We start from the raw sequence: 22,191 nt of genomic DNA on the forward strand, positions 1-22,191 counted from the left end.
CGGTGGGGCATGAGGGCCTTTCCGGTAGCCGGTGCAGATGTCGCAATCCACACCAAGCCAGAAGGCCCTCACCCATTACAAGATCAACCGGCCGTGACCCCCGTCACCAACCTCTGTGGTCAGTACAGTTAGCCGCTCTTCCCTAGCCGAAGCCATCGCCGTTTGCCTCTGCTTGACTGATGAGCTGTTCCTGGGACGGGCGCTTGGCGAGGACAGCGGCGACCTTGTCTGCGCTTACGCCCTGCTCTGCGAAAAGCTTCGTCGCCCGGAGCGTCGGCTCCTGAAGGATCGCGAGGAGCAGGATGGCCGTGCTGACGTCACCGCGACCGACGTCGCGAGCCGCCTTCGTCGCTCTGGCGACGACCGCCTTGGTCTCTTGGGCGAGTGGGACGTGACCCTCGCCGACCTGATCGCTGTGGGGCAACAGGGCACGAAGATCGATCCAGGTGGCTTGTCGATTGAGGCCCAGCCCGTCACATCTGCGTCACTCGGGCTCCGCGCGAGTAGGCCCATGAGGAGGTGCTCTGGCGCGATCTGGGTCTGGCCGAGGGTCTGCGCCGAGCTTCGTGCACCAATGAACACGGCTTTCGCCGAGCCTGTGAATGTGTCGAATATCGCGGCCACCGGTGGAGCATCGCACAGGCGTTCTTGCGTTGGGCCATCCCCCGAGCGGCCTAATGATCAATCCAAGATCTCGCGTAAAAGATCACGCTAGATAAGTCGGCACCTACTCGCAGACCAGAATCCACCGAGGTCATCATGCGTAAGGTGTATGTCATGCTGCCCCTGCTTTTCGTCGCAGGTTGCAGCTCAGCCGGAACCATCTCGACCACGCCAGCCACACACCAGGCCACGACGAGCGCGGCCCCCACCACGGCAGCAGCGCCCACGTCGAGCGCAGCTACGACGGCTGGAGTAGGCGACACGATCGACCTGAACGGTCAGACCTCCGGAGACGAGCTCGCGGTTACCGTCGTGAAGGTGGTGGACCCCGACAGCTCAAACGACGGCTTCTCCTCACCCCCTGCCGGAGACCACTACGTCTCCGTGCAGTTCCAACTCGTGAACATCGGTACAGGGGCCTACCAGGACGACCCCTTCGTCGACATCACCGCCAAGGACGCCGCAGGACAGTCCATGCAGCAGGACATCGTGACCTCAACGACCGCAGGAGCGCAGCTGGACTCCAGCACGAACCTGGCCCCGGGGGACAAGGCGTTGGGGTTCGAGACGTTCGACGTCCCCAATGGCGACAAGATCACACAGGTCCAGTACGCGCTGAACGGCGGTCTCTACGGGAACTCCGGCGAGTGGAATATCAGCTAGGCCGGCCCGATCCCGACCCTCGCGCACCCTGGGGCAGCCCCTGACCGGCGAAAGCAATGGTCAGGGGCTGTTTCGCGCTTGGGCGCGCCCGGTGGCTATCTTGGCCGGATGAGCGTCGAGCCGAGCGAATACGTCAAGAGGCTGCCGGTCGGGCAGCGGATAGCGTTCCCCGCGGAGGGGATACCGGGCTGGGAGATCTTCCCGTTCGAAGGCGATCTGCGGATCAAGGTGCTGGAGCAGCCGGTACTGCCCGAGCCGCCCCGCCAGGGGGAGGAGGGCGCCGAGAACTGCCAGGCTTGCGCCACGCCGGACGCCGAGTACATCTGGACCGACGAATACTGGCGGCTGAAGGGCTACGGGCCGGCCGCGGTCCCGGCTGTGCTGATGCTGGAGCCGCGAGGCCACCACGACCAGTCCGACCTGCCGGTCGAGCGGGCCACAGAGATCGGTCCGCTGTTCCAGCGCATCGAACGGGCCGTCATGGGCCTCGGCGGCATAGCGCGGGTGCACAACTACCGGTTCGGCGACGGAGCCACGCACCTGCACTACTGGTTCTTCGCGCGACCCGAGGGGATGATGCAGCTGCGCGGCTCGTGCCTGGCCATCTGGGACGACCTCCTGCCGAAAGCCCCCGAGGCGGAGTGGGCGGAGACGAAGCGGCGCATCGCGGCGGCCATGGCGACAGATGGCGGCATCGCGCACGTCTAGGCCGCGAGCGTCCGCGTGCGCGGACATGGTGTTCGCGTGCGGACGCGCTCGTCCGCACGCGCGTTCGAGTTCCGTGATCGGCGGCCGTTTCGCGCCGTCGGCGGCCGCCTGCTCACGGATTCGGTGTCGCCGTGCGGAACCCGTTGGTGGGATAGTCGGCCATTCTGGTTGCGCGCGAGCGGCGGCGCGCGGGATTCTGGCAGCCTCGAAACCAACGAGGACGAGTCACGAGCGAGCAGGTCGGCAGGATTAGACAGTGATTTTCAAGAGAGTCGGCGAGGGACGGCCGTACCCCGACCACGGGCGCAATCACCGCGCCTGGGCCGAAGTGTCGCCGCGTCAGGTCCGGCTCGACCAGCTTGTGACCACGAAGCGGCAGTTGGATCTCGACGCGCTGCTGGCCGACGACTCCACGTTCTACGGCGATCTGTTCGCCCACGTGGTGAAGTGGCGCGGGGAGTTCTTCCTCGAGGACGGGCTGCACCGGGCCGTGCGCGCGGCCTTGCAGCAACGGACAGTACTCCATGCGCGCGTACTTGACCTGGATATGTGAATACTCTGCGCGACCGTCCGGGTACTTTCGGTGCATGGACGCGAACCCCCAACCCGAAACCACCCCGAGACCGGAACCGGAGCACGCCGAGGCGCCGGCCACCGACCACGCTGTGCGCTCCCCCGGCGAGATCGGCGGCAAGAAGTTCCGGGTCGGGCTCGACGACGCATACGTGCCATTCCGCCGGCGGACCAAGCGCCGTCGCAAAACCCTGGCACTGGCTCTCGGCGGACTGCTGATCCTCGGCGTCGGCGCCTACGGCCTGGTGAACCTCGTCACCGCCCCGGCGCAGAACGCGGCGGCCGCGGCGTGCAAGGCAAGCTCGGCGCACGACCTGGCCGCCGGCTCCGGCGGACTGGCCGCCGTCGGTTCAGGCGCGAGCGCCTCGACGAAATTCACATTGAACGTCTATAACTCCACCCAGCGCCGCGGCCTCGCCGCGAACACGGCGGCGCAACTCAAGCTGCGCGGCTTCCTCATCGGCCAGGTCACCAACGATCCCCTCAAGGCGAACCTCACCATCCCGGCCCAGGTCCGCGGCGCCAAGTCGCAGACCGCCGAACTCGACGAGGTCGCCGCCGAGGTCCCCGGCGCCAAGATCCAGACCGACAGCCGCACCGACCCGAGCATCGACCTCGTCCTCGGCACCGGCTTCACCTCCCTCGCCACCCCCCAGCAGGTCACCGCCGCCCTCAGCGCCGCCCAGGCCGCCGAAGCCAGCGCCTCCGCGGCCGCCGAGGCAAGCGCCGCCCACTGCTCGCACTGACGCAGAGACAGCAGAGAGGGGGACACGGCGGTAGAGACGCACGGACGACGGAGAGACCCTGAGGGGTCATCACAACGCCTCCCCGCGGGCCGCCGTGGGCGCCGCCGCGGTTCGCGGCACGCTGGAGGCCGTGCGCCGCCCCCTACACAGCATGAGAGCCGGTAGTCAGCTCCACTGACTACCGGCTCTCACCAGCGGTGACGGAGGGATTTGAACCCTCGGTGGCTTGCACCACAAACGCTTTCGAGGCGTTCTCCTTAGGCCGCTCGGACACGTCACCGGGGAGAACATTACCCGATGGGGCGCCGTTCGGCGAAAAACTTGTCCAGCAGGGCGCCGGCCTCGGCGGCGAGGATGCCGGGGACGACTTCGGGGCGGTGGTTCAGGCGTCGGTCGCGGGGGAGGTCCCAGAGGGAGCCGACGGCGCCGGCCTTGGGGTCGGCGGCGGCGTAGACGATGCGCTCGACGCGGGCCAGGACGCTGGCGCCGGCGCACATGGCGCAGGGCTCCAGGGTGACGACGAGGCTGCAGCCGGCCAGGCGCCAGCTGCCGAGGACGGCTCCGGCCTCGCGCAGGGCGAGCACCTCGGCGTGGCCCACGGGGTCGGCTTCGGCTTCGCGGACGTTGTGGCCTCGGCCAAGCACCAGGCCGTCCGGATCCACGACGACGGCCCCGATCGGCACGTCGCCGCCGGCGGGGGCGAGGACGGCCTGCTCCAGGGCCGCCCTCATCCACGTCTCGTACCGGGCGGTCAGCCAGGAAGGCAGCGCGCTCAGCGGACCGCCTCGAGCTCCTCGGCCGCGCCGAGCACGCCGGCGATCTCGGAGAGCGCGTCGGCCGGGGTCAGCCGTCCGTCGCACAGGCCGATCAGCTCCTTGGCCGGCTGGCCGAAGTCCGCGAGTAGCGCCGCGTCGCCCGCGGGCCCGCTCGGGGTGCTGGGACCGGCGTACTCCTCGTCCTCGAGCTCGACCTCGGGGTCCTCGCCGAGCTCGATCTCGTCCGCCTCGTCCGCCGCGGGGACGGCCGCCTCCAGCGGCGAGCCGTCCGGGCCGACCGGCACCAGGGTGGCGGCGGTCAGCAGGTCCGCGTAACCGGAGCGGCTCACGCCGGCCAGGTCGGAGGCGAAGACCCGCGGGTCCTCGTCGACGTCGAGCCGGACCACGGCGAACCAGGCGTCCTCCCGCTCCAGCAGGACGACGGCCGTGTCCGGCTCCTCGTCCTCGCAGGCCTCCCGGATGAACTCGACGAGGCCCACACCGTCGTCGACCTCGTCCAAGTCGACGTCGCGCGCCTGCCACTCGTCCGCGTAGCGCGCAAGCAGAGCTGCGAAATAGGCCACGGTCTGCCCACTCTCCCCTCTCTCCGACACGTACTCACGTACTGTTCGTGCTGCTCGTTGTAGTTCAGTATCCGTCCGCGGGACCGAATCCCGGGCGAGCGCAGTCGGTGAACTGGCGTGCGAAGCCGATGCGCCCAGCCAAGTGTGCCACCAGGTCGGTCAGTCTCAGCGCTCGTTCATCCAACAGCTGCTCGCAGGCCAGCTGGAGTTCCAGCGGGTCGAGGCCGAGATCGGCGAAGATCGCGTCGTCGCCGGCCGGACCCCGGCCTTGATCGCCGGCCAGCCCGAGCCGGTCGAGCACCTGCGCGGCCACCTCGTCCTCCTCGGCGGCGGCTTGCTCGGAGATGAACAGCCGCTCCTCCGGGCCGACCAGGCGCAGCGCGATGAAGTACTCGTCGCCGAGCCCGAGCAGCCCGAGGGTCGGGCCCTCGGACGCCTGCTGGCGCACGGCGTGGATGAACAGGTCGAGGCTCTCCGCGACGTGCGGGGGCAGCGGCGCGGCCAACCAGCGACCGTCCTCCTGGAACACGGCCACCGCGAAATCGACGAGATCCTCGTCGAACGGGGCCTGTTGCCCGGCTGATGCCATGCCCGTCCTTCCGGCCTCGCGCCGCCCGCGGGCTCCACCCGCTTCTGCGCACGGCGGCGTCGTCTGCTCAATGGCATCGTCGCAGAAAGAGGCCGTTTCCGGCACTGGTTCGGGCACACGGACTGCTCTCCCGCGCGCAGATCAGTCGGCCGGGTCAGTACCGGAACGTACGGAGCAGCCGCGCGTGCAGCTCGGCGTTGCGGGTCTTGCGCGGCGCGACGCGCTTGCGCAGCTCCTTGGCCTCGGCGAGTTCGGCGAGGAAGACGGCCCGGCGCAGATTGCGGTCCTCGGGCTGCTGCGGCGTGTCCGGCTTGGCGGAGGAGCCGGCGGCCTTGGTCACCGGCTTTCCGGAGGCGCCCGGGGGCTTGCCGCGGGCCGCCGCCCGCTTCTTGCCGCCCTGCCCGTCCGGTCCCGTGCCACGTCGCTCGCTCATGGTCACCCCGATTCCTTCCTCAAGACCCTACCCCGGCTGACCGGGACGGCAACCTGGAAAGCCGGGCGGGCCGCCAGCCGCATACACTCTTCGACATGCGTATCCACGTCGCCGACCACCCGCTGATCGCCCACAAGCTCACCACGCTGCGCGACCAGCAGACCGACTCACCGACCTTCCGTCGGCTGGCCGACGAGCTCGTGACGCTGCTCGCCTACGAGGCCACCCGGGACGTCCGGGTATCCCCGGTCGAGATCGTTACACCTGTGGCGCCCACCACAGGCGTCCGGCTGGCCGCCCCCAAGCCGCTGGTCGTGCCGATCCTGCGGGCCGGCCTCGGCATGCTGGACGGCATGGTCCGGCTGCTGCCGACCGCCGAGGTGGGCTTCCTCGGCATGGTGCGCGACGAGGGGACGCTGACCCCGTCCACCTACGCCACGCGGATGCCGGACGACCTCTCCGGCCGGCAGTGCTACGTGCTGGACCCGATGCTGGCGACCGGCGGCACGCTGATCGCCGCGGTGAACCTGCTCGCCTCGCGCGGCGCCGAGGACGTCACCGCGATCTGCCTGCTGGCCGCCCCCGAGGGCATCGCGGCGATGGAGAAGGCGCTCGGCGACTCGAGCGTGCCTGTGACGGTCGTCACGGCCGCCATCGACGAGCGGCTCAACGAGCACGGCTACATCGTCCCGGGCCTCGGCGACGCCGGCGACCGGCTCTACGGCGTGGCCGGCTGACCGGACGTCAGGTCAGCCGGGATCCGACGGGCCCTCGCGAGAGCCGCAGGCTTCGCGGGGGCCCCTTCATGTCTCAGGATTCGACGACGCCGAGGTCAGCGGCGGGAGCGCGCGACGGGCGCGCGAACGGGCTCACGCAGCGTGACCGCGATCTCGGTATTGTGACGCGGAATCCGGTTTCCGGAGGCCGCTTCGTCGGGTAGTGCCGTAGAGAGAGGGACGGCCGAACCGCCGAGCACGGTCGAGGCCGATCTTCCGCTGTGGGAACGATATTCAGGCTACGCTGGTGCCGACATCAGCAGAGTCGGAGGGGACGAGGAGAGGCCCATGCCGAAGGCAAAGCCCGCCATCCAGTGGGGCATCGTTATCTTCCTAGTCTTCTACATAGTCCATGACCCGACGTCCTCGACCCGCCTGGTGGGGAACGCCTTCGACTTCATCTCCAGCTCGATCCACACGCTGTTCTCGGTGTTCTCGTTCCACTCGAACGCCTGAGGCGCGATGTCGATCACGGACTTCTCCCAGACTCCTGCCGACCAGGCGCCTGGCTGGATCAAGAAGTACCTGGATCCGAGCGAGAAGCTGGTGTTCCACGCGCGGTTCCACCCCGCCACGCTGCTCGAGCCCGTGTCCGTGTTCGTGCTCGGACTCGTCGCGACGAGCTACGCCGACCTCGCGGTCCGCTCCTCCTCGGGGCGCGGTCGCGAGGTGCTGGTGCTGGTGTGGGTGCTGTGGGCGGCGTGGGCGCTCTCCACGATCTGGGACTACAAGACCCTGACCGGGTTCTATAAGGGCTCTGCGGTAACCCGGCTGTTCGCCTTCCTGGTCACCGCGGGCCTGATCGCGCTGTTCGGCTACGTCGGCAAGACCCGCGGCGTCGGCGCGGCGCTCTGGTTCGCGCTGCTGCTGTACACGCTGTGGGTCTTCCTGCAGGTGCTGCTCTACCTCAGCCACTACATGGTGCTCACCAACAAGCGGCTGATCGTCGTGGAGGGCATCGTCAACCGCGAGGTGAAGTCGCTGCCGCTGGGCAAGCTGTCGGACATGATCTACCAGCGCACGGCGATGGGCCACGCGCTCGGCTACGGCACATTCGACCTGCAGGCGCCGGGCGCGTCGGTGAACCTCGGCCGGCTGAAGTACGTCAGCAAGCCGGACAACACCTATCTGCAGGTCTCGCACCTGCTCTGGGCGGCCAGCGGGCCGCCGGACCCGAAGAAGATCCGGCTGGACGGCCAGATCGGCGGAGCCGGAGAGGGATCCAAGCCGATCAACCTGTCCGGCCAGATGGACGGCTGAGCGCTCGGCTTCCGAGTCACGAGAAGGCAGGCGGGGCCCGTCGGGCGCCGCCTGCCTTTCGCATACCCCTGAGGGAACCTGGGAAGCGCGGGGCTAGATGGTTGATGCCTGGATCGGTGCAGCTCAGGTTGTGTTCAGTGGTCGTAAGCGATCAGTGAGCGCTTGTGGGCTGCACCGATTCGCCAGTTGTGCCAGATGGCGGTGTTCAGGGCGAGTAGGCGCTGGATGACGCGGGTGAACAGTCCGTCGGGCTGGTGTGCGCCGGGATGCTCGATGCCGAGCTGGCCCTTTAGGGACTCGATCACGGATTCGACCCTTTGCCGCAGCCACTGGGGATACACCCCGGGATCGGCCTCGTTCTCGTACGGTTCGCGTACGAGCGTCAAGCCCAGATCACGCAGTTCGGTGGCGAACGGGCGGGAGCGAAAGCCCTTGTCCGCTACGACCGTCGTGCCGGGTGCCGGACGGTTCGCCGGCACGGCGAACATCATCCGTGCCGCCTCGACCTCGCCGTGCTGCTTGGGGCTGAACAGCGCGAATCCGGTCACCAACCCGTCCGCGGTGACCAGCAGCAGCAATCTCATCCCCCAGAAGTACAGCGAGTGCGAGGCGTCGTAGCCGTACCCGCAGTACCCGAACAGGTTCGAGCGCTTGACCGTCTCCCGCGACATACCACAGATGATCTTGGTGGAGTCCATCAACCGCACCACGTCGAACGACGTGGCGGTGTGCTCGGCCAGGTACCTCATCGCCTGGAGCATCAGAGCGCTGAGCGCACGCAGCCTGCGGTTGTACTTCGGTTGCGACAGCAGGCGCGGGAACAGGTGCCCGACCAGTTTGGGCGCGGCCCGCAGCCACCGACGCTCGGATCCATAGCCCAGATGCGCCTGCGCAACGGCCAGGCAGACCAGCTCGGCGTCGGTAACGTGCGGGGCAGCGCCAAGCGCGGGCCTGGCGAATCCGAGTGAAGGCATGAGCTGATCGGTCAGCTCCACGTACAGTGCAATCAGAAGGGTGTCCAAGTCGGCGTCCACGGCAACCTCGCAGGTGAGCCTGGGTTAGATACGCCGATCGTGGACACCCTTCGTGATCCACCGGGAGCAAACCGAAGATCCGCAATCCCTACGCCAACCCCCGGCATCAACCATCTAGAGCAGGCCCTCCGGAACCTGGTCCAGCGTGCGCAGGATCGCCGTGGCCAGCTCACGCGCGGTCTCCGCGGTCAGCTCGACGGCGACGCGCGCACCCGCGCCCTCGCCCGGGTTGCGGAAGTCGATGTTGAGGGTGTGCTCGGCCGGGGCGTGCACCGGGTGGTCGAAGTAGACCGAGGTCTCGGTCAGCTTGAACCAGCCGTCGGCGCCCTTGCCGCTACCCTCCGTCGCCACCATCTCGGTGATATAGGTGCACACGGGGATCAGGCTCCCAGGTGCTTGCCGTAGAACGCGGCGATCCGCGCCCAGCCGTCCTTGGCCGCCTCCGGGCGGTAGGAGGGCCGGTCCACCGCGAAGAACGCGTGGCCGGCGCCCTCGTAGGAGTGGAACTCGTACTCCTTGCCGGCGCCCTTGAGCAGCTGCTCGAAGTCGGCGACCTGCTCCGGGGTCGGGTACTTGTCGTCCGCGCCGAACAGGCCGAGGATCGGGCAGCGCACCTCGGTGACGCGCTCGTTGAGGGCGGTGATCTTCAGCGGCCAGCCCTCCGGCACGGTGCCGGTGACGAAGGCGCCGTAGCAGTCCACGGCCGCGTCGATGTCCACGGTGATGGCCGCGAGAACGGCCTGCCGTCCGCCCGAGCAGTGCCCGATGGCGCCGACCTTCCCGTTCGAGTTCGGCAGCGAGCGCAGGTAGGCCGCGGCGCCGGCCACGTCGATCGTCAGCCGCGCGTCGGGCACGCCGCCGTTGGCGCGGGCCGTCGCCGCCGCGTCGTCCGGCGCCGCGCCGGGCGCCTCGCGCCAGTACAGGTTCGGCATGACGGCGTTGAAGCCCAGGGAGGCGAACCGGCGCACCATCTCCTTGGACGCCTCGTCGTACCCGGGCATGTGGTGGATCACCACGACCCCGCCGCGCGGCGCGGCGTCCTGGACGAGGGCCGCGTAGGCCTCGATCTCGCCGTCCTCGGTGCCGATGGTGATGGTCTGGGAAAGGAAGGCATCGCTCATGGGCCCAGTCTGGGACTAATTAGGCTTGCTCAGCAAATGCGGGGACCGGTCCCCGTGCGCGGGTGCGACGATCCGAACCGAGTCCGGTGTTGGAAAGCTCGTATTCGAAGGTGGGACGATGGCCCCGAGCGACGCGAACGGCATACGCGGCGTCAGAACCGTCCGGCGCACCGACCTGGTGCTCGGCGATCAACTCGGCCGCGGCGGGCAGGGCACCGTCCACCGCGTCGTGCGCGGCCCGGCCGCGGCGAGCACCTTCTCCGTCCCTCCGGCTCCCGCTCCCGGCATCGACGGCTGGGAGTCGGTCTACAAGGAGTACCGGCCCGAGGTGCTCCCCGATCTCGATCCCGCGGCCCTCGCGGCGATGGTCGAGCTGCAGGGCGCGGGCGGCTCGGAGCCGGGCGAGGCGCGCTGGCTCGCGGAGACGACCGCGTGGCCGTCGGCCGTGGTCGAGGAGTCGGGCGCCGCGCGCGGCTTCCTGATGCGGTCCGTCCCGGACCGCTTTCACTTCGACCTGCGCGGACTGAAGTCCAGCGGCGAGCGGCGGCTGGCGAACTTCGAGTACCTGCTCAACGACGACGCGTACATCGGGGGCGTCGGCCTGCAGGTCAGCGACCGCGATCGGATCACGCTGCTGCACGACCTGGCCGGGACGCTGATCCGGCTGCACCGCATGGGGATCGCGGTCGGCGACCTGTCGCCGAAGAACCTGCTGTTCTGCACCGATCCGCGCCCCGAGTGCTTCCTGATCGACTGCGACGCGATGCGGGTGCGCGGCGCGAGCGTGCTGCCGCAGGCCGAGACGCCGGACTGGCAGCTGCCGGCCGGCGAGGAGCGGGCGACCGCGGCCGGCGACGCGTACAAGTTCGCGCTGCTCGCCGTCCGGCTGTTCGCCCGGAGCCAGACCACGTCCGATCCGTCCGCGCTCGCCCTGACCAGCTCCACGCTCGGCGATCTGGCCCGCGAGGGGCTCTCGGCGGACCCGGCCGCGCGCCCGGACCTAGGCCGCTGGGCCGACGCGCTCGGCCCGGTCATCGCGATCGCCTCGACGCAGGCCACCCAGATCACCAACCTCGCGGCCGCGTCGCCGACGCTGCGCTTCACCCTCGGCGGGAGCAAGGGCGACCAGTCGCAGCAGTCCATCGCACCGTCCGGCGCCGGCGCGAATGCGCCTCTGCCTCCGTGGTACTCGCCCGGGTACACCGGCTTGCCCGGCCAGCCGGGTTCCGGCGGCGGCGGGACGACGACCGGAGCGCCGACCCCGCCCAAGAACGCGGGCGTGATCGCCGCGGCGGTATCAGCGGCGGTCCTGGTCCTGATCGTGGTGATCGCGCTCAGCAACCACTCAAGCAATACGCCGACGCCCTCGCCGACGACCAGCGGTTCCGACTACTCGTACGACCCGTACACCACGTACTCGGACCCCGCACCGGACCCCGTGACGACCTCGGATTCGCCGACGGAGGACGCTGTGGCACAGGCCTCGGTCGGCGACTGCTTCTACGACGAGGGCACGAGCACGACCCCCGATCTCGTCTCGACGGACTGCACGACCGGCGCCTTCGAGGTGGTCAAGATCAACGACGACACCACGGATCTGAGCAGCTGCGACGGCGTCACCGACGAGGACGAGGCCGTGTCGTCGTCTGCCGACGATCTTGTCCTGTGTCTGAGCTACCAGAACTCGGGCGGCGACGCCTTCCACGCGTCACAGGGCGACTGCGTGTACGGGCAGTCCGGCACCGGTTCGGAGTGGGACGTCGAGAGCTGCGAGACCGGGAACTTCAAGGTCCTGGCCACCTATCGGGGCACGACCGATTCAAGCAAGTGCAAGGGCTGGCCGAACTACGACGAATACCGCTACTACCCGATCGACAGCGACTCCAGCCTGGACGTGCTCCTTTGCCTGTCGATGAACTACCCCGACGCCGCCGGCGACGCCACGCAGAACGAATGCCTGGAGAAGGGAGGCACCGACACGCACCCGACGTTCACCAACACCGGTTCGTGCAGCACCTCGAACGTCTACGTGACCGGACGCACCAACACGTACGACGACCCGAGCTTCTGCGGGAACGACGGTGCCACGTGGTGGGAGAACTCGGACTACCCGAATCTGGCGTACACAGTCTGCTGGGCCTGGCGTTAGCGACGAGGGCGCCGCGCCGCTTGCTCCACCAGGCCACCGCACTACTGCTGTATTTCTCGTGTTACTGCTGTGCCGATCGCTCCAGCCGTACCGCCACCGATTTCGAGGCCGGCGTGTTGCTGGTCTCGGCGACGGAGTCGAGCGGCACCAGGACGTTCACCTCCGGGAAGTACGCCGCGGCGCAGCCCTTCGTCGTCGGGTAGGACACGACGCGGAAGCCGTCGGCGCGGCGCTCTCCGTCCTTCCAGACACTGATCAGGTCGACCTTCTCGCCGTCCGCGAGACCGCGCGAGCGCAGGTCGAAGGGGTTGACGAACACGACGCGGCGTCCGCCGTGGATCCCGCGGTAGCGATCGTCATAGCCGTAGACGGTCGTGTTGAACTGGTCGTGCGAGCGCACGGATTGCAGCAGCAGGCAGCCGTCCGGGACCTCGGTCGCGGTCGGCTCGTTGACGGTGAGCCGGGCCTTGCCGGTCTCTGTCTTGAAGTCGCGCGAGTCGTGCGGCGGCCGTGGCAGGACGAATCCGCCGGGCTGCCTGACCCGGTCCTCGTACGCGTGGAAGCCGGGCACGACACGCTCGATGTGCCCGCGGATCACGGCGTAGTCGTCCCGCATGGCCCGCCAGCCGAGGTCGTCGCCGAACATCGTCTCGGCGAGCCCGGTGACGATCGCGACCTCGCTGCGCACGTTCGCCGACGGCGGCAGGAGCCGGCCGCGCGACGCGTGGACCATGCTCATCGAGTCCTCGACGGTGACGAACTGCTCGCCACCGGCCTGCACGTCGCGCTCGGTGCGGCCGAGGCAGGGCAGCAGCAGCGCTTCGCGGCCGTGGCACACGTGCGAGCGGTTCAGCTTCGTCGCGACGTGCGCGGTCAGGCCGCACTTCGCCAGCGCCGCCTGGGTCACCGCGGTGTCCGGGGTCGCGGACGCGAAGTTGCCGCCGAGCGCGAAGAACACGTCCACCTTGCCGTCGCGCATCGCGCGGATCGAATCGACCGTGTCCATCCCGTGCTCGCGCGGCGGCTCGAAGCCGAACTCGTCGCGCAGCGCGTCGAGGAAGGAGTCCGGCATCTTCTCCCAGATGCCCATCGTCCTGTCGCCCTGGACGTTGCTGTGCCCGCGGATCGGCGCCGGACCGGCGCCGGGGCGGCCGATGTTGCCGCGCAGGAGCAGGAAGTTGACGATCTCGCGGATGGTCGGCACGGAGTTCGGGTGCTGGGTCAGTCCCATCGCCCAGCAGACGATCACGCTGCGCGCGGAGATCACCTCGTCGGCCGTCTGCTCGATCTGCTCGCGCGTCAGGCCGCTGAGCCGCTCGATCAGCGCCCAGTCCAGCGAACGCCAGTGGTTCTTCGCGGCCTCCAGGCCGTCGCAGTAGCGGTCCAGGAATTCGTGGTCGAACACGCCGCCCGGAACCGCCTCCTCGCGCTCCAGCAGCACCCGGTTGAGCCCGTTGAACAGCGCCAGGTCTCCGTTGACGCGGATCGGCAGCAGCCGGTCGGCGATCTCGGTGCCCGGCCCGACCAGGCCGCGCGGGGTCTGCGGGTTGCGGAAGCGGGTGAATCCGGCCTCCGGCAGCGGGTTGACCGCGATGATCCGCGCTCCGCGCTTCTTGGCCTTCTCCAGAGCTGTGAGCATGCGCGGGTGGTTCGTGCCCGGATTCTGCCCGGCGATGATGATCAGCTCGGCGGCGTTCTCGATGTCCTCGAGCGTGACCATCCCCTTGCCGATGCCGATGGTCTGGCTAAGCGCCGCGCCGGACGACTCGTGGCACATGTTCGAGCAGTCCGGCAGGTTGTTGGTCCCGAGGCGGCGGGCCAGCAGCTGGTAGGCGAAGGCCGCCTCGTTGCTGGCGCGTCCGCTCGTGTAGAACACCGCGCGGTTCGGGTCCGAAAGCCCGCGCAGCCGCTCACCGAGCAGCTGCAACGCGTCCTCCCAGTCGATCGGCGCGTAGTGCGTCGCATCGGACGCCAGGTACATCGGCTCGCTCAGCCGGCCCTGCCATTCGAGCTCGTGGTCGTCCATGGCGCGCAGCTGCTCGATCGAGTGCGCGGCGAAGAACTCCGCGTCCACGCGCTTTCGGGTGGCCTCCCAGGCGACCGCCTTCGCGCCGTTCTCGCAGAACTCGGCCGTCTTCCGGTGATCCGGCGAGGGATCCGGCCAGGCGCAGCTCGGGCAGTCGAACCCGTCCGCCTGGTTCATCCGGCCCAGCGCGCGCACCCCGCGCGCCGGCCCCATCTCCTCGTACGCGTACTGCAGGGCGTGCCCGATCCCGGGAAACCCGACCGCGTAGCGCTTCGGGGACTCGACCCGGGGCTCGTCGGCTTCAGGCGGCATCTCGCACCTTCCAGTGGAATCCGAGCGCCGTGTTCATGACGACGGCGTACGCCAGGTACATCAGCCACAGCCCCGTGAGCAGGTGGAACAGCCCGAGAAGTCGCTCCCCGAGATCTTGGGCCCGTAGATCAGATAGCCGGTACCCAGTCCGAAGAAGCCGAGTGCCAGCGGAGGGAACGCGGAAGCCGCGAAAGCGACGAGCATGACGGGTCACCTCGATATGAGCCTCGCATGTATTCTCCCGGTCCAAATTACCCCTAATCCGGCAAATCAATACCTCGATGGCCAAGCAATTCGACACTGCAAGGCGTGAACGCTCGCAGACCAGGGCCTCCAGCCCGTCTCTACCCCGTGGCCGCTCCGCACAGAGCGAGCACCGCCCGCCACAGGGGCGAGCGGTGCTCGGGAATGCGGGTGCCGCGAACAGATCAGCCGACGGCGCGCTCCAGCTCGGCCTTGTTCATCGACGAGCGGCCCTTGACGCCGCGGCGCTGCGCCTCGGCGTAGAGCTGCCGGTATGTCTGGCCGCCGGAACCGCTGTGCGAGCGCCGGCCGCCGCGCTCACTCGGGGACTTGCCGCGCAGCGATTCCCGGCTGGCCGACTTGGATTCGCCGCTGCGCGCCCGCTCCTTGTTGACGGTGCGCGCGGCGATCTCCTTGGCGCGGCGCGGGCTGGTGCCCCGGGCCCGCTGGCTCTCCTCGATGTGCTCGTACTGACGCTCGCGCTTCGCGTTCGAACCTCTCGGCATGACGAATCCTCCTTGTCAGCTGCCGGACGAGCCACGGGTTGCCGGGATGCGGCGGCCCAAACTTCTTCGGCCCGGAAGCCGAGTCCGTCGTTCGGGTCGGCCGGGACGCGGCCGTCGTGGAGGCGGACTTGCCCGGACCTGGCCTCGGCGCGGTCACCGTGTCCGGAGATCGGCTTCGACCGCCCCGGCCGCCTTGTGCAGCGCGGCGACGAGGAGCACGAGGCGCTCCTTGTCGTAGCGCACCGAGGGCATCGACACGGACAGCCCCGCGATCGCCGTCCCGTCGGTGTCCCGGACCGGCACGCCGAGCGCCACCACGCCCCGTTCCGAGCGGCCTTGGTTGACCGCGAAGCCCTGTCGCCGGATGCGCGCCAACTCGGTCCGCAGCTTCGCCAGGTCGGGCAGGTCGACGCTCTCGTCGCGCGGCTCGGCGTAGACCGCCGCGAGTTCGTCCGAGGACAGTTCGGCGAGCAGCAGCAGGCCGGCCGACGTGCGGTGGGCGGGGAAGACCATGCCCTCGCGTGAACCGACGCGCAGGGCCTGGCTCGACTCGACCGAGGCGATGAAGCGCGCGGTCGCCCCCGTGCGGATCGTGAGGTTGGCGGACTCGTCGAGCACGTCCACGAGTCGGCGCAGGTGCGGCAGCGCCGCCGCGCGCAGCAGCGAGGTCTGCGAACGCGAATGCGTGGCCAGCTGAAGGACCGGGCCCGCGTGGTAGACCCGCGTGTCGTCCTGCGTCGCGAAGTCCCGGTAGACGAGCATCTGCAGCAGGCGGTGCGCCGTGGACCGGGCCACGTCGAGCCGCCGTGCGGCGTCGGCGACGGTCAGCGTCCCCTCCAGTTGGAGCATCGCGGCGAGACGGAGCGCGTGATCCACACTGGTGATCGCGTACGACGGCGGCGTTTTCATGGCTGAGCGATTCTGTTCTGGACAGCAGAATTGGTTGTTCTGAATCTGGCGCTGACGGCCACCATAGCCGCTATGAGCGCCGTTCACTCGCCGATCAGCCTGAAGGCGGTCGATTCGCCCGACCAGCCGGACGTCACGCCGGCACTGGAGCGGCTGTACCGCGGCTTCGAGCAGGAGCTGCTGGTCCCGCTGTGGACCGAGATCGGCGGACTCATGCCGGCTCATCCGCGCAGCCGCGCGGTCCCGCACGTGTGGCGGTGGGAGAAGCTGCGGGCGCTGGCCGCGCAGGCCGGGGAGATCGTCCCGGTCGGCCGCGGCGGCGAACGACGAGCCATCGCGCTCGCGAACCCGGCGCTCGGCGGCCGGCCGTTCGCCACGCCGACGCTCTGGGCGGCGATCCAGTACCTGATGCCCGGGGAGGACGCGCCCGAGCACCGGCACACGCAGCACGCATTCCGCTTCGTCGTCGAGGGCAGCGGCGTGTGGACCGTCGTCGGCGGCGACCCGGTCCCGATGAACCGCGGCGACTTCCTGCCGCAGGCCGGCTGGAACTGGCACGCCCACCACAACGCGACCGCCGAGCCGATGGCGTGGATCGACGGCCTCGACATCCCGTTCCAGTACCTCGCCGAAGCGCAGTTCTTCGAGTTCGGGCGTGACCAGATCGGCGACGAGGAGCGGATCACCCCGGCCCGATCCAGGTCCGAACGGCTGTGGGGGCACCCGGGGCTGCGCCCGCTTTCGGCCGAGCACGCCGGTCCCGGCACGCCGCTCCTGTCCTACAAGTGGCAGTACACGAATGCCGCGCTCGCCGATCAGCTGCTGCTGGAGAAGGAGGGGTTCGGCGGCACCGTCGAGCCCGGCCACGCGGCGGTGCGCTTCACCAACCCGAACGACGGCTCCGACGTGCTGCCGACCATCCGCGCCGAGTTCCACCGCGTCGCCCGCGGCGCCGAGACGGCTCCCGTGCGCGAGACGGGCTCCTCGGTCTACCAGGTCTTCGACGGCTCGGGCGTCGTGACGGTCGGCGACGCCTCCTGGTCCGTCGCCCGCGGCGACCTGTTCGTGGTGCCGTCCTGGGAGCCCTTCTCCGCCAAGTCCGAGGCCGGGAGCACCGACTCGGACGAGGGCGCCCTCGATCTCTTCCGTTTCTCCGACGCGCCGGTCTTCGACGCGCTCCGGCTCCACCGATCCCAGAAGGATGCCCGATGAAGCTCGCCACGATCCGCCTCGGAGAAGCCACCCGGGCCGTGCGCGCCGAACAGGACGTGCTCGTCGACCTCGGATACGCCGATCTCGGCCGGCTCTTTGCCGAGGACGACTGGCGGACGAAGGCGGGAATCCCAGCCGGCGAAGCCGCTACGTACCCGGCCGCCGACGCCGATTTCGCGCCGGTCGTCCCGGCCCCGTCGAAGGTCGTCTGCGTCGGCCACAACTACACGAACCACATCAAGGAGATGGGCCGCGACCTCCCGTCGCACCCGACGCTCTTCCCGAAGTTCGCCGACACCCTCTGCGGCGCCCACGACCCCGTCGAGAAGCCGGCCGAGACCGCCGCGCTCGACTGGGAGGTCGAACTCGTCGTCGTGATCGGCAGGCAGGTGCGCCGGGCGAGCGGCGCGGAGGCCGAGGCCGCGATCGCCGGATTCACCGTGATGAACGACGTCTCGGTACGGGACTGGCAGTTCCGCACCGTCGAGTGGACGCAGGGCAAGATCTGGGACTCGTCGACGCCGGTCGGACCGTATGTCGTCACGCCCGACGAGCTGCCCGGCGGCACCCGCCCGACACTGGAGGTCAAGACCGTCCTCGACGGTGTCGTGATGCAGCAGGACAACACCGGGACGCTGCTGTTCGACCCGGTCGCGTTGGTGGAGTACATCTCCACGATCATCACGCTGCGGCCGGGCGACCTGATCGCCACCGGAACTCCGGCCGGCGTCGGCCACGCGCGCGACCCCAAGGTCTACCTCGTCGGCGGCGAGACCGTGGAGACCTCGGTCGAGGGCATCGGCTCGTGTGTGAACGTGATCGTGAAGGTGTGACCGTGGCTCGCACCTTCTCCCACGCACGGCAGTGGATGACGCAGGGTACGAAGCTGTTCCAGGACGCGCTCGCCGGTCTCGACGGTCTCGACGAGGAAAGATTCGCTGCGCCCTCATTACTGCCGGGCTGGAACCGTAAGCAGCTCATCGCGCACGTCGCGGCCAATGCGGAGGCGATCAGCAACCTGATCCACTGGGCCGCGACCGGCATCGAGACCCCGATGTACCGCACCCCGCAGGTCCGTGCCGACGGCATCGCCAAGGGGCTGACGCTGTCCGGCCAGGAGCTCGCGCGGTGGACTCGCGAGTCCGCGGACGGGCTCGCCGAGGCGATGGATCGACTGAGCGGGAAGCAGTGGCGGCACGAGGTCGTCACTGCTCAGGGCCGCACGGTCCGCACCACCGAGACGCCGTGGATGCGCGCTCGCGAGGTCTGCGTTCACGTCGTCGATCTCGGCACCGGCGTCTCGTTCGCCGATCTGCCCGACGACTTCAACGCGGCCCTAACCGCCGACATCCTCGCCAAGCGCGGCATGGCGGAGATTCCCGGCGCTCTCGCCGAAGCGCCGCAGCCGGAGGTGACGGCGTGGCTCGCCGGGCGTCCGCACACGCTGACCTACGCACCCGACCTCGGTCCCTGGCTCTGAAGCGGAATGAGATGACCTGAGCGAGCTGACCACCCCGGACGTGATCGTCGTGGGCGGCGGGATCGGCGGCCCCGGCGCGGCGTATTCGCTGACCCGGGCACCGCTTGCGGGTGCGCGTGCTGGAGCAGGCCTCGTCCTTCGGCGAGGTCGGGGCCGGCATCCAGCTCGCGCCCAACTGCACCCGCATCCTCGACGACTACGGCCTGCTCGACGAGGCGGGGCACCTCGAAGGTGCCGCCCGCGAGCAACGCAACGCGCTGCTCGCGGGCGGTCCACCCACGACTACTCGTTCATCGACTGGCTCTACGGCCCGACCGCGCTCTTCCCGGTGGACGAGCCGCCGATGTTCGAGCCGATCCCGCTGGACTCCGCGTCGCGCGCGGCCTCTGTTGGCACTGCCAGGTGAAGGTGGCCTTCTCGAAGCGGCCGGCGGCCAGGTCGTCGCGAGCCCTTGCCTCAGGCGATGCCGAGCTCGGCGAACGCGACGGCCATCGCGGCGATCGAGGCAAGGATCGCCACGGCGATGACGAAGACCACTCCCCGGGAGACCATCAGCCCGTCATCTCCTGGAAGAGCTGGTCGATGTCCCACTGCTCGGGTTCGGCGCCCTCGGGCACCATCACGTAGGTCAGCCGCAGGAACTCCCGGAGCTCCTCGACCGGCACGGCGACGAGGTCGCACAGGCCGTCGGTGTGCAGTTCGAGCATCACCGCCTTCTCACCGAGCGGCCAGACCTTCAACCGCCCCTCGCCGACCGGGGCTCGGACGCCGGCGGCGAGCATCTCCCGGTCGAACCACCAGACCGAGTCCTCGCCCCACAGGTCCTCGTCCAGGAACTGCAGCGTCACCGCGTACGGATCGGCGGTGTCGTAGTGCAGCGCGACCTCGTCGTCCAGGCAGCCGGCCTCGCCGGCGATCACCTTGGCGTTCAGCTCCGCCGTAATGATGGGCATGAGGGACTTCCGTTCCCCGGCGGCCCGTCGGCCGCGATCGGCTGCCGCGCCGATTGGCGCGGCACCCAATCGACCCCGCTCGGAGCCGTTCATTACGCGGGTTTCGCAGATCAGCGATGTGATCCACGTCACATGAGATCTGCTCCACCGTCAGGCCGGCCACGTAGTGCAGCACGAGCACGCGCCGCTGCTCCCGAAGTCTGCTCACTAACGTGCGCCGGCAAGAGCACACTGCATGGTCGACCCGTCCTGGCGAATACATGCCGTACGTCACACCGCCGAAGGGCCGAGAGGCGAAGAAAAAGGCCAGATGAGCTGTGATCGCTCATCTGGCCTGCGTTTTCATCCTGCTGAGTGCGCCCGAAGGGATTCGAACCCCTAACCTTCTGATCCGTAGTCAGATGCTCTATCCGTTGAGCTACGGGCGCAGTGCGACTCGCCCCGGGCCTTGGCCCGCGGTTGCCGACTGGTCGAGTGTACATGGTTCCGGGGGGAGGTCCGCAAACCGATAAGCCGGCGGGGCCCGGCGCGGAAAAACCGGTTGCCGGGCCGCGCCGGGTTCTGGACACTACGGGACGTCGACCGCCGCAGGTGCGGTCCCGAGATCCGAGGAGGTGCCCCATGGCCGAGAAGGCCGCGGTCACCTGGCCGCTCTCCACCTCCATCGGATCTCCCTTAAGGACCCACTCCAGTGCATCTGCACGACAGTTCCGACCTTTCCGGCGGCGCCGCGGCTGACGACGACGCCGAGAACCTCTACGAGAAGTACGGCGAATACCTCGCGGACGACTACCTCGACACCGAGCGGGTGCGCGGGCGCAGCGTCCTGAGCGAGCAGCAGCAGAAGGCCGAACGCAAGCTGCTGCGCCGCGGGCGGCTGACCGACCGCGAGCGCGAGCGCCTCGCCGAGGGGCGCGAGGACAAGATCCACGAGCGGCCGCTGCCGCCGGGCGCGGACCGCTGGTCCACCTGGGGCGAGGGCGAGCTCGGCCCGGAACCGCGGCCGGAGTGGCTGGTGGTCGCCGACGGAGCGGTGGACAGCCGGCTCGGCGTCGTGAAGACGGGCAAGGAGGCCGACGTCCACCTGGTCGAGCGCTGGATGCCGAACGAGGACGCCTACGACTTCGCGTCCGGCCGCTTCGACGCCGACGAGGCCCGCGACCCCGACCCGGATGCAGCCCCGGGCGTCCCCGCCCTGGCCACCTGCCTGCTCGCCGAGAAGATCTATCGCGGCAACGACCACCGCAACTTCCACCGCGACGCGAGCTACCTGGACGGACGGCGCACCCGCGAGTCGCGGCTCGACCGCGCGGTCGCCAACCGGACCCGCTTCGGCCTGAAGGTCATCGCCGAGCAGTGGGCCGTCGCCGAGTTCGCGGCGCTGGGCACGCTCTGGGAGGCCGGCGCCCCGGTGCCGTACCCCGTGCAGCGGGTCGGCACCGAACTGCTCATCGAATTCATCGGAGATCCGGACGGCTCGGCCGCGCCCCGGCTCGCCGCGCTGCGTCCCGAGCCCGACGAGCTCGCGGACCTGTGGGGCCAGCTGTGCGCCGCGCTCGGCTACGTCGCCCGGGCCGGGTACACGCACGGCGACCTGTCCGCGTACAACATCCTCGTGCACCACGGCCGCCTGGTGCTGATCGACCTGCCGCAGATCGTCGACCTGGCCGCGAACCCGCACCGCGGCGACTACCTCGGCCGCGACGTGGCCAATGTGACCTCGTGGTTCGCCGCGCGCGGGCTGCCGGACGCGGAGCGGCGGGGGGAGAGACTGCTGGAGGATCTCCGGTACGAGGCGCGGCTGAGCTGACCCGCGGCGTGGCGAATCCCCGGCGGAACCGGGCGTGACGCCGCATCAGACCGTAAGCTGTCCCTCTATGGGCATGCCCGCTTCTTCGAGCAGGGACGAGGCGAAGATGACGATCGCGTTGGAGCACATCGAGACCACGGTTCGCGGCTATATCGACCGGTACCCCTCCGAGGGGTCCGCGCTCGCGCCGATCCTCGAAACGCTGGCCAAGGGCTTCGACTTCACTTCGCGGCGGCGCTACCCGGCACACGTCACCGCCGGGATAGTGCTGCTGGACGAGCAGGACCGGGTCCTGGAGATCAAACACGGCGTGCTGGGCCGCTGGCTCACCCCGGGCGGGCACTGCGAGCCGGAGGACAAGTCCCTGGTCGGCGCGGCGCTGCGGGAGCTGGCCGAGGAATGCGGGATCGGGGCCGAGGACGTGATGCGGATCGGCGGCGACGACGCGCTGCCGGTGCACATCGACGTGCACGGCATCCCGGCGAACGACGCGCGCTCCGAGCCGATGCACCACCACTTCGACTTCCGCTACGCCTTCCGGCTGCTGCCCGGCACCGAGGTCCGGCTCAACCACGAGGCCTCCGACCTGCGCTGGACGCCGTACGCCGAACTCGCCCCGATGCGGCTGGCCGACCACCCGCTGCCGCGGGACTGAGCGCGCCGGGACGCGGCGGGAAAGATTTTGG

Annotated in this window: 25 protein-coding genes, 2 tRNA genes and 1 pseudogene; 14 read left to right on the forward strand and 14 right to left on the reverse strand. The window is 69.5% G+C overall.

Annotation, left to right across the window (positions count from 1 at the left end; all coding sequences use genetic code 11):
- Positions 1–142 precede the first annotated feature (142 nt).
- Positions 143–424 (reverse strand): Clp protease N-terminal domain-containing protein, encoded by a 282-nt coding sequence (locus KDK95_RS36045; protein WP_249161675.1) that lies wholly within the window; start codon positions 422–424, stop codon positions 143–145.
- A 353-nt stretch (positions 425–777) separates the two neighbouring features.
- On the opposite strand from KDK95_RS36045, the gene KDK95_RS21795 reads away from it, so the two are divergent.
- The 4 genes from KDK95_RS21795 to KDK95_RS21810 all read left to right on the forward strand — a co-directional run bounded on the left by KDK95_RS21795 (position 778) and on the right by KDK95_RS21810 (position 3,353).
- Positions 778–1,326 (forward strand): DUF4352 domain-containing protein, encoded by a 549-nt coding sequence (locus KDK95_RS21795; protein WP_212520097.1) that lies wholly within the window; start codon positions 778–780, stop codon positions 1,324–1,326.
- Positions 1,327–1,434: 108 nt separating this feature from the next.
- Complete coding sequence (locus KDK95_RS21800) at positions 1,435–2,034, forward strand: hypothetical protein (protein WP_212520098.1); 600 nt, start codon at positions 1,435–1,437, stop codon at positions 2,032–2,034.
- A gap of 256 nt (positions 2,035–2,290) precedes the next feature.
- The gene (locus tag KDK95_RS21805) at positions 2,291–2,587 is read left to right on the forward strand and encodes a type II toxin-antitoxin system VapB family antitoxin (RefSeq protein WP_212520099.1); all 297 of its coding nucleotides are present in this window, start codon (positions 2,291–2,293) and stop codon (positions 2,585–2,587) included.
- A 34-nt stretch (positions 2,588–2,621) separates the two neighbouring features.
- A complete protein-coding gene (locus KDK95_RS21810) occupies positions 2,622–3,353 on the forward strand; it encodes a LytR C-terminal domain-containing protein (RefSeq protein WP_212520100.1) in 732 nt (243 codons plus the stop codon).
- Positions 3,354–3,548: 195 nt separating this feature from the next.
- Here KDK95_RS21810 and KDK95_RS21815 read toward each other — a convergent pair.
- The 5 genes from KDK95_RS21815 to KDK95_RS21835 form a co-directional block, all read right to left on the reverse strand.
- Positions 3,549–3,633 (reverse strand) — tRNA-Ser (locus KDK95_RS21815).
- A gap of 10 nt (positions 3,634–3,643) precedes the next feature.
- On the reverse strand, positions 3,644–4,084 hold the full coding sequence (locus KDK95_RS21820; protein ID WP_212520101.1) for a nucleoside deaminase: 441 nt from the start codon (positions 4,082–4,084) through the stop codon (positions 3,644–3,646).
- A gap of 41 nt (positions 4,085–4,125) precedes the next feature.
- Positions 4,126–4,692, reverse strand: a complete 567-nt coding sequence (locus KDK95_RS21825; protein ID WP_212520102.1) for a tRNA adenosine deaminase-associated protein — start codon at positions 4,690–4,692, stop codon at positions 4,126–4,128.
- Between the two features lie 64 nt (positions 4,693–4,756).
- A complete protein-coding gene (locus KDK95_RS21830) occupies positions 4,757–5,281 on the reverse strand; it encodes a tRNA adenosine deaminase-associated protein (protein WP_212520103.1) in 525 nt (174 codons plus the stop codon).
- Between the two features lie 154 nt (positions 5,282–5,435).
- The gene (locus KDK95_RS21835) at positions 5,436–5,714 is read right to left on the reverse strand and encodes a hypothetical protein (protein WP_212520104.1); all 279 of its coding nucleotides are present in this window, start codon (positions 5,712–5,714) and stop codon (positions 5,436–5,438) included.
- 95 nt (positions 5,715–5,809) lie between these two features.
- Between KDK95_RS21835 and upp the strand changes: the two genes are divergently transcribed.
- The 3 genes from upp (at position 5,810) to KDK95_RS21850 (ending at position 7,750) form a co-directional block, all read left to right on the forward strand.
- The gene (gene upp, locus KDK95_RS21840; RefSeq protein ID WP_212520105.1) at positions 5,810–6,451 is read left to right on the forward strand and encodes a uracil phosphoribosyltransferase; all 642 of its coding nucleotides are present in this window, start codon (positions 5,810–5,812) and stop codon (positions 6,449–6,451) included.
- Positions 6,452–6,778: 327 nt separating this feature from the next.
- Positions 6,779–6,946, forward strand: a complete 168-nt coding sequence (locus tag KDK95_RS21845; RefSeq protein WP_212520106.1) for a hypothetical protein — start codon at positions 6,779–6,781, stop codon at positions 6,944–6,946.
- Between the two features lie 6 nt (positions 6,947–6,952).
- Positions 6,953–7,750, forward strand: coding sequence for a PH domain-containing protein (locus KDK95_RS21850; RefSeq protein WP_212520107.1), 798 nt, complete (start codon positions 6,953–6,955; stop codon positions 7,748–7,750).
- Between the two features lie 134 nt (positions 7,751–7,884).
- Here KDK95_RS21850 and KDK95_RS21855 read toward each other — a convergent pair whose 3' ends face one another.
- From KDK95_RS21855 to KDK95_RS21865, 3 genes are all read right to left on the reverse strand, one after another.
- Positions 7,885–8,784: an IS982 family transposase gene (locus KDK95_RS21855; protein ID WP_443612924.1), complete on the reverse strand. Its 900-nt coding sequence runs from the start codon at positions 8,782–8,784 to the stop codon at positions 7,885–7,887.
- A 114-nt stretch (positions 8,785–8,898) separates the two neighbouring features.
- The gene (locus tag KDK95_RS21860; protein WP_212520109.1) at positions 8,899–9,159 is read right to left on the reverse strand and encodes a DUF6295 family protein; all 261 of its coding nucleotides are present in this window, start codon (positions 9,157–9,159) and stop codon (positions 8,899–8,901) included.
- A 5-nt stretch (positions 9,160–9,164) separates the two neighbouring features.
- A complete protein-coding gene (locus KDK95_RS21865; protein WP_212520110.1) occupies positions 9,165–9,905 on the reverse strand; it encodes a dienelactone hydrolase family protein in 741 nt (246 codons plus the stop codon).
- Positions 9,906–10,023: 118 nt separating this feature from the next.
- On the opposite strand from KDK95_RS21865, the gene KDK95_RS21870 reads away from it, so the two are divergent.
- Positions 10,024–12,054: an LppU/SCO3897 family protein gene (locus tag KDK95_RS21870; protein ID WP_212520111.1), complete on the forward strand. Its 2,031-nt coding sequence runs from the start codon at positions 10,024–10,026 to the stop codon at positions 12,052–12,054.
- A 61-nt stretch (positions 12,055–12,115) separates the two neighbouring features.
- Here KDK95_RS21870 and KDK95_RS21875 read toward each other — a convergent pair whose 3' ends face one another.
- From KDK95_RS21875 to KDK95_RS21885, 3 genes are all read right to left on the reverse strand, one after another.
- Positions 12,116–14,392, reverse strand: coding sequence for an FdhF/YdeP family oxidoreductase (locus tag KDK95_RS21875; protein ID WP_212520112.1), 2,277 nt, complete (start codon positions 14,390–14,392; stop codon positions 12,116–12,118).
- 428 nt (positions 14,393–14,820) lie between these two features.
- Positions 14,821–15,141: a plasmid stabilization protein gene (locus KDK95_RS21880; protein WP_212520113.1), complete on the reverse strand. Its 321-nt coding sequence runs from the start codon at positions 15,139–15,141 to the stop codon at positions 14,821–14,823.
- Between the two features lie 153 nt (positions 15,142–15,294).
- Positions 15,295–16,050, reverse strand: coding sequence for an IclR family transcriptional regulator (locus KDK95_RS21885; RefSeq protein ID WP_212520114.1), 756 nt, complete (start codon positions 16,048–16,050; stop codon positions 15,295–15,297).
- Positions 16,051–16,122: 72 nt separating this feature from the next.
- Here KDK95_RS21885 and KDK95_RS21890 point away from each other — a divergent pair, with 72 nt between their 5' ends.
- From KDK95_RS21890 to KDK95_RS38315, 4 genes and pseudogenes are all read left to right on the forward strand, one after another.
- A complete protein-coding gene (locus KDK95_RS21890; protein ID WP_212520115.1) occupies positions 16,123–17,262 on the forward strand; it encodes a cupin domain-containing protein in 1,140 nt (379 codons plus the stop codon).
- Positions 17,259–18,095 carry a fumarylacetoacetate hydrolase family protein gene (locus KDK95_RS21895; protein ID WP_212520116.1) on the forward strand — a complete coding sequence of 279 codons (837 nt, stop codon included), beginning with the start codon at positions 17,259–17,261 and terminating at the stop codon, positions 18,093–18,095. The genes KDK95_RS21890 and KDK95_RS21895 overlap by 4 nt, the downstream gene beginning before the upstream one ends.
- 35 nt (positions 18,096–18,130) lie before the next feature.
- Complete coding sequence (locus KDK95_RS21900; protein ID WP_249161678.1) at positions 18,131–18,742, forward strand: maleylpyruvate isomerase family mycothiol-dependent enzyme; 612 nt, start codon at positions 18,131–18,133, stop codon at positions 18,740–18,742.
- 40 nt (positions 18,743–18,782) lie between these two features.
- Positions 18,783–18,969, forward strand: a pseudogene (locus tag KDK95_RS38315) (NAD(P)-binding protein); the annotation flags it as partial.
- A 324-nt stretch (positions 18,970–19,293) separates the two neighbouring features.
- On the opposite strand, the gene KDK95_RS21905 reads toward KDK95_RS38315, so the two are convergent.
- Positions 19,294–19,695, reverse strand: a complete 402-nt coding sequence (locus KDK95_RS21905; RefSeq protein ID WP_212520118.1) for an SsgA family sporulation/cell division regulator — start codon at positions 19,693–19,695, stop codon at positions 19,294–19,296.
- 355 nt (positions 19,696–20,050) lie between these two features.
- Positions 20,051–20,123, reverse strand: a tRNA-Arg gene (locus KDK95_RS21910).
- Positions 20,124–20,503: 380 nt separating this feature from the next.
- Between KDK95_RS21910 and KDK95_RS21915 the strand changes: the two genes are divergently transcribed.
- Entirely contained in the window at positions 20,504–21,505 is a 1,002-nt protein-coding gene (locus KDK95_RS21915) for a serine protein kinase RIO (RefSeq protein ID WP_372463364.1), read from the forward strand.
- 106 nt (positions 21,506–21,611) lie between these two features.
- Positions 21,612–22,160: an NUDIX hydrolase gene (locus tag KDK95_RS21920; RefSeq protein WP_212520119.1), complete on the forward strand. Its 549-nt coding sequence runs from the start codon at positions 21,612–21,614 to the stop codon at positions 22,158–22,160.
- The last annotated feature ends 31 nt before the right edge of the window (positions 22,161–22,191 follow it).

Source organism: Actinospica acidithermotolerans (assembly GCF_018139625.1).
Taxonomy (GTDB): Bacteria; Actinomycetota; Actinomycetes; order Streptomycetales; family Catenulisporaceae; genus Actinospica; species Actinospica acidithermotolerans.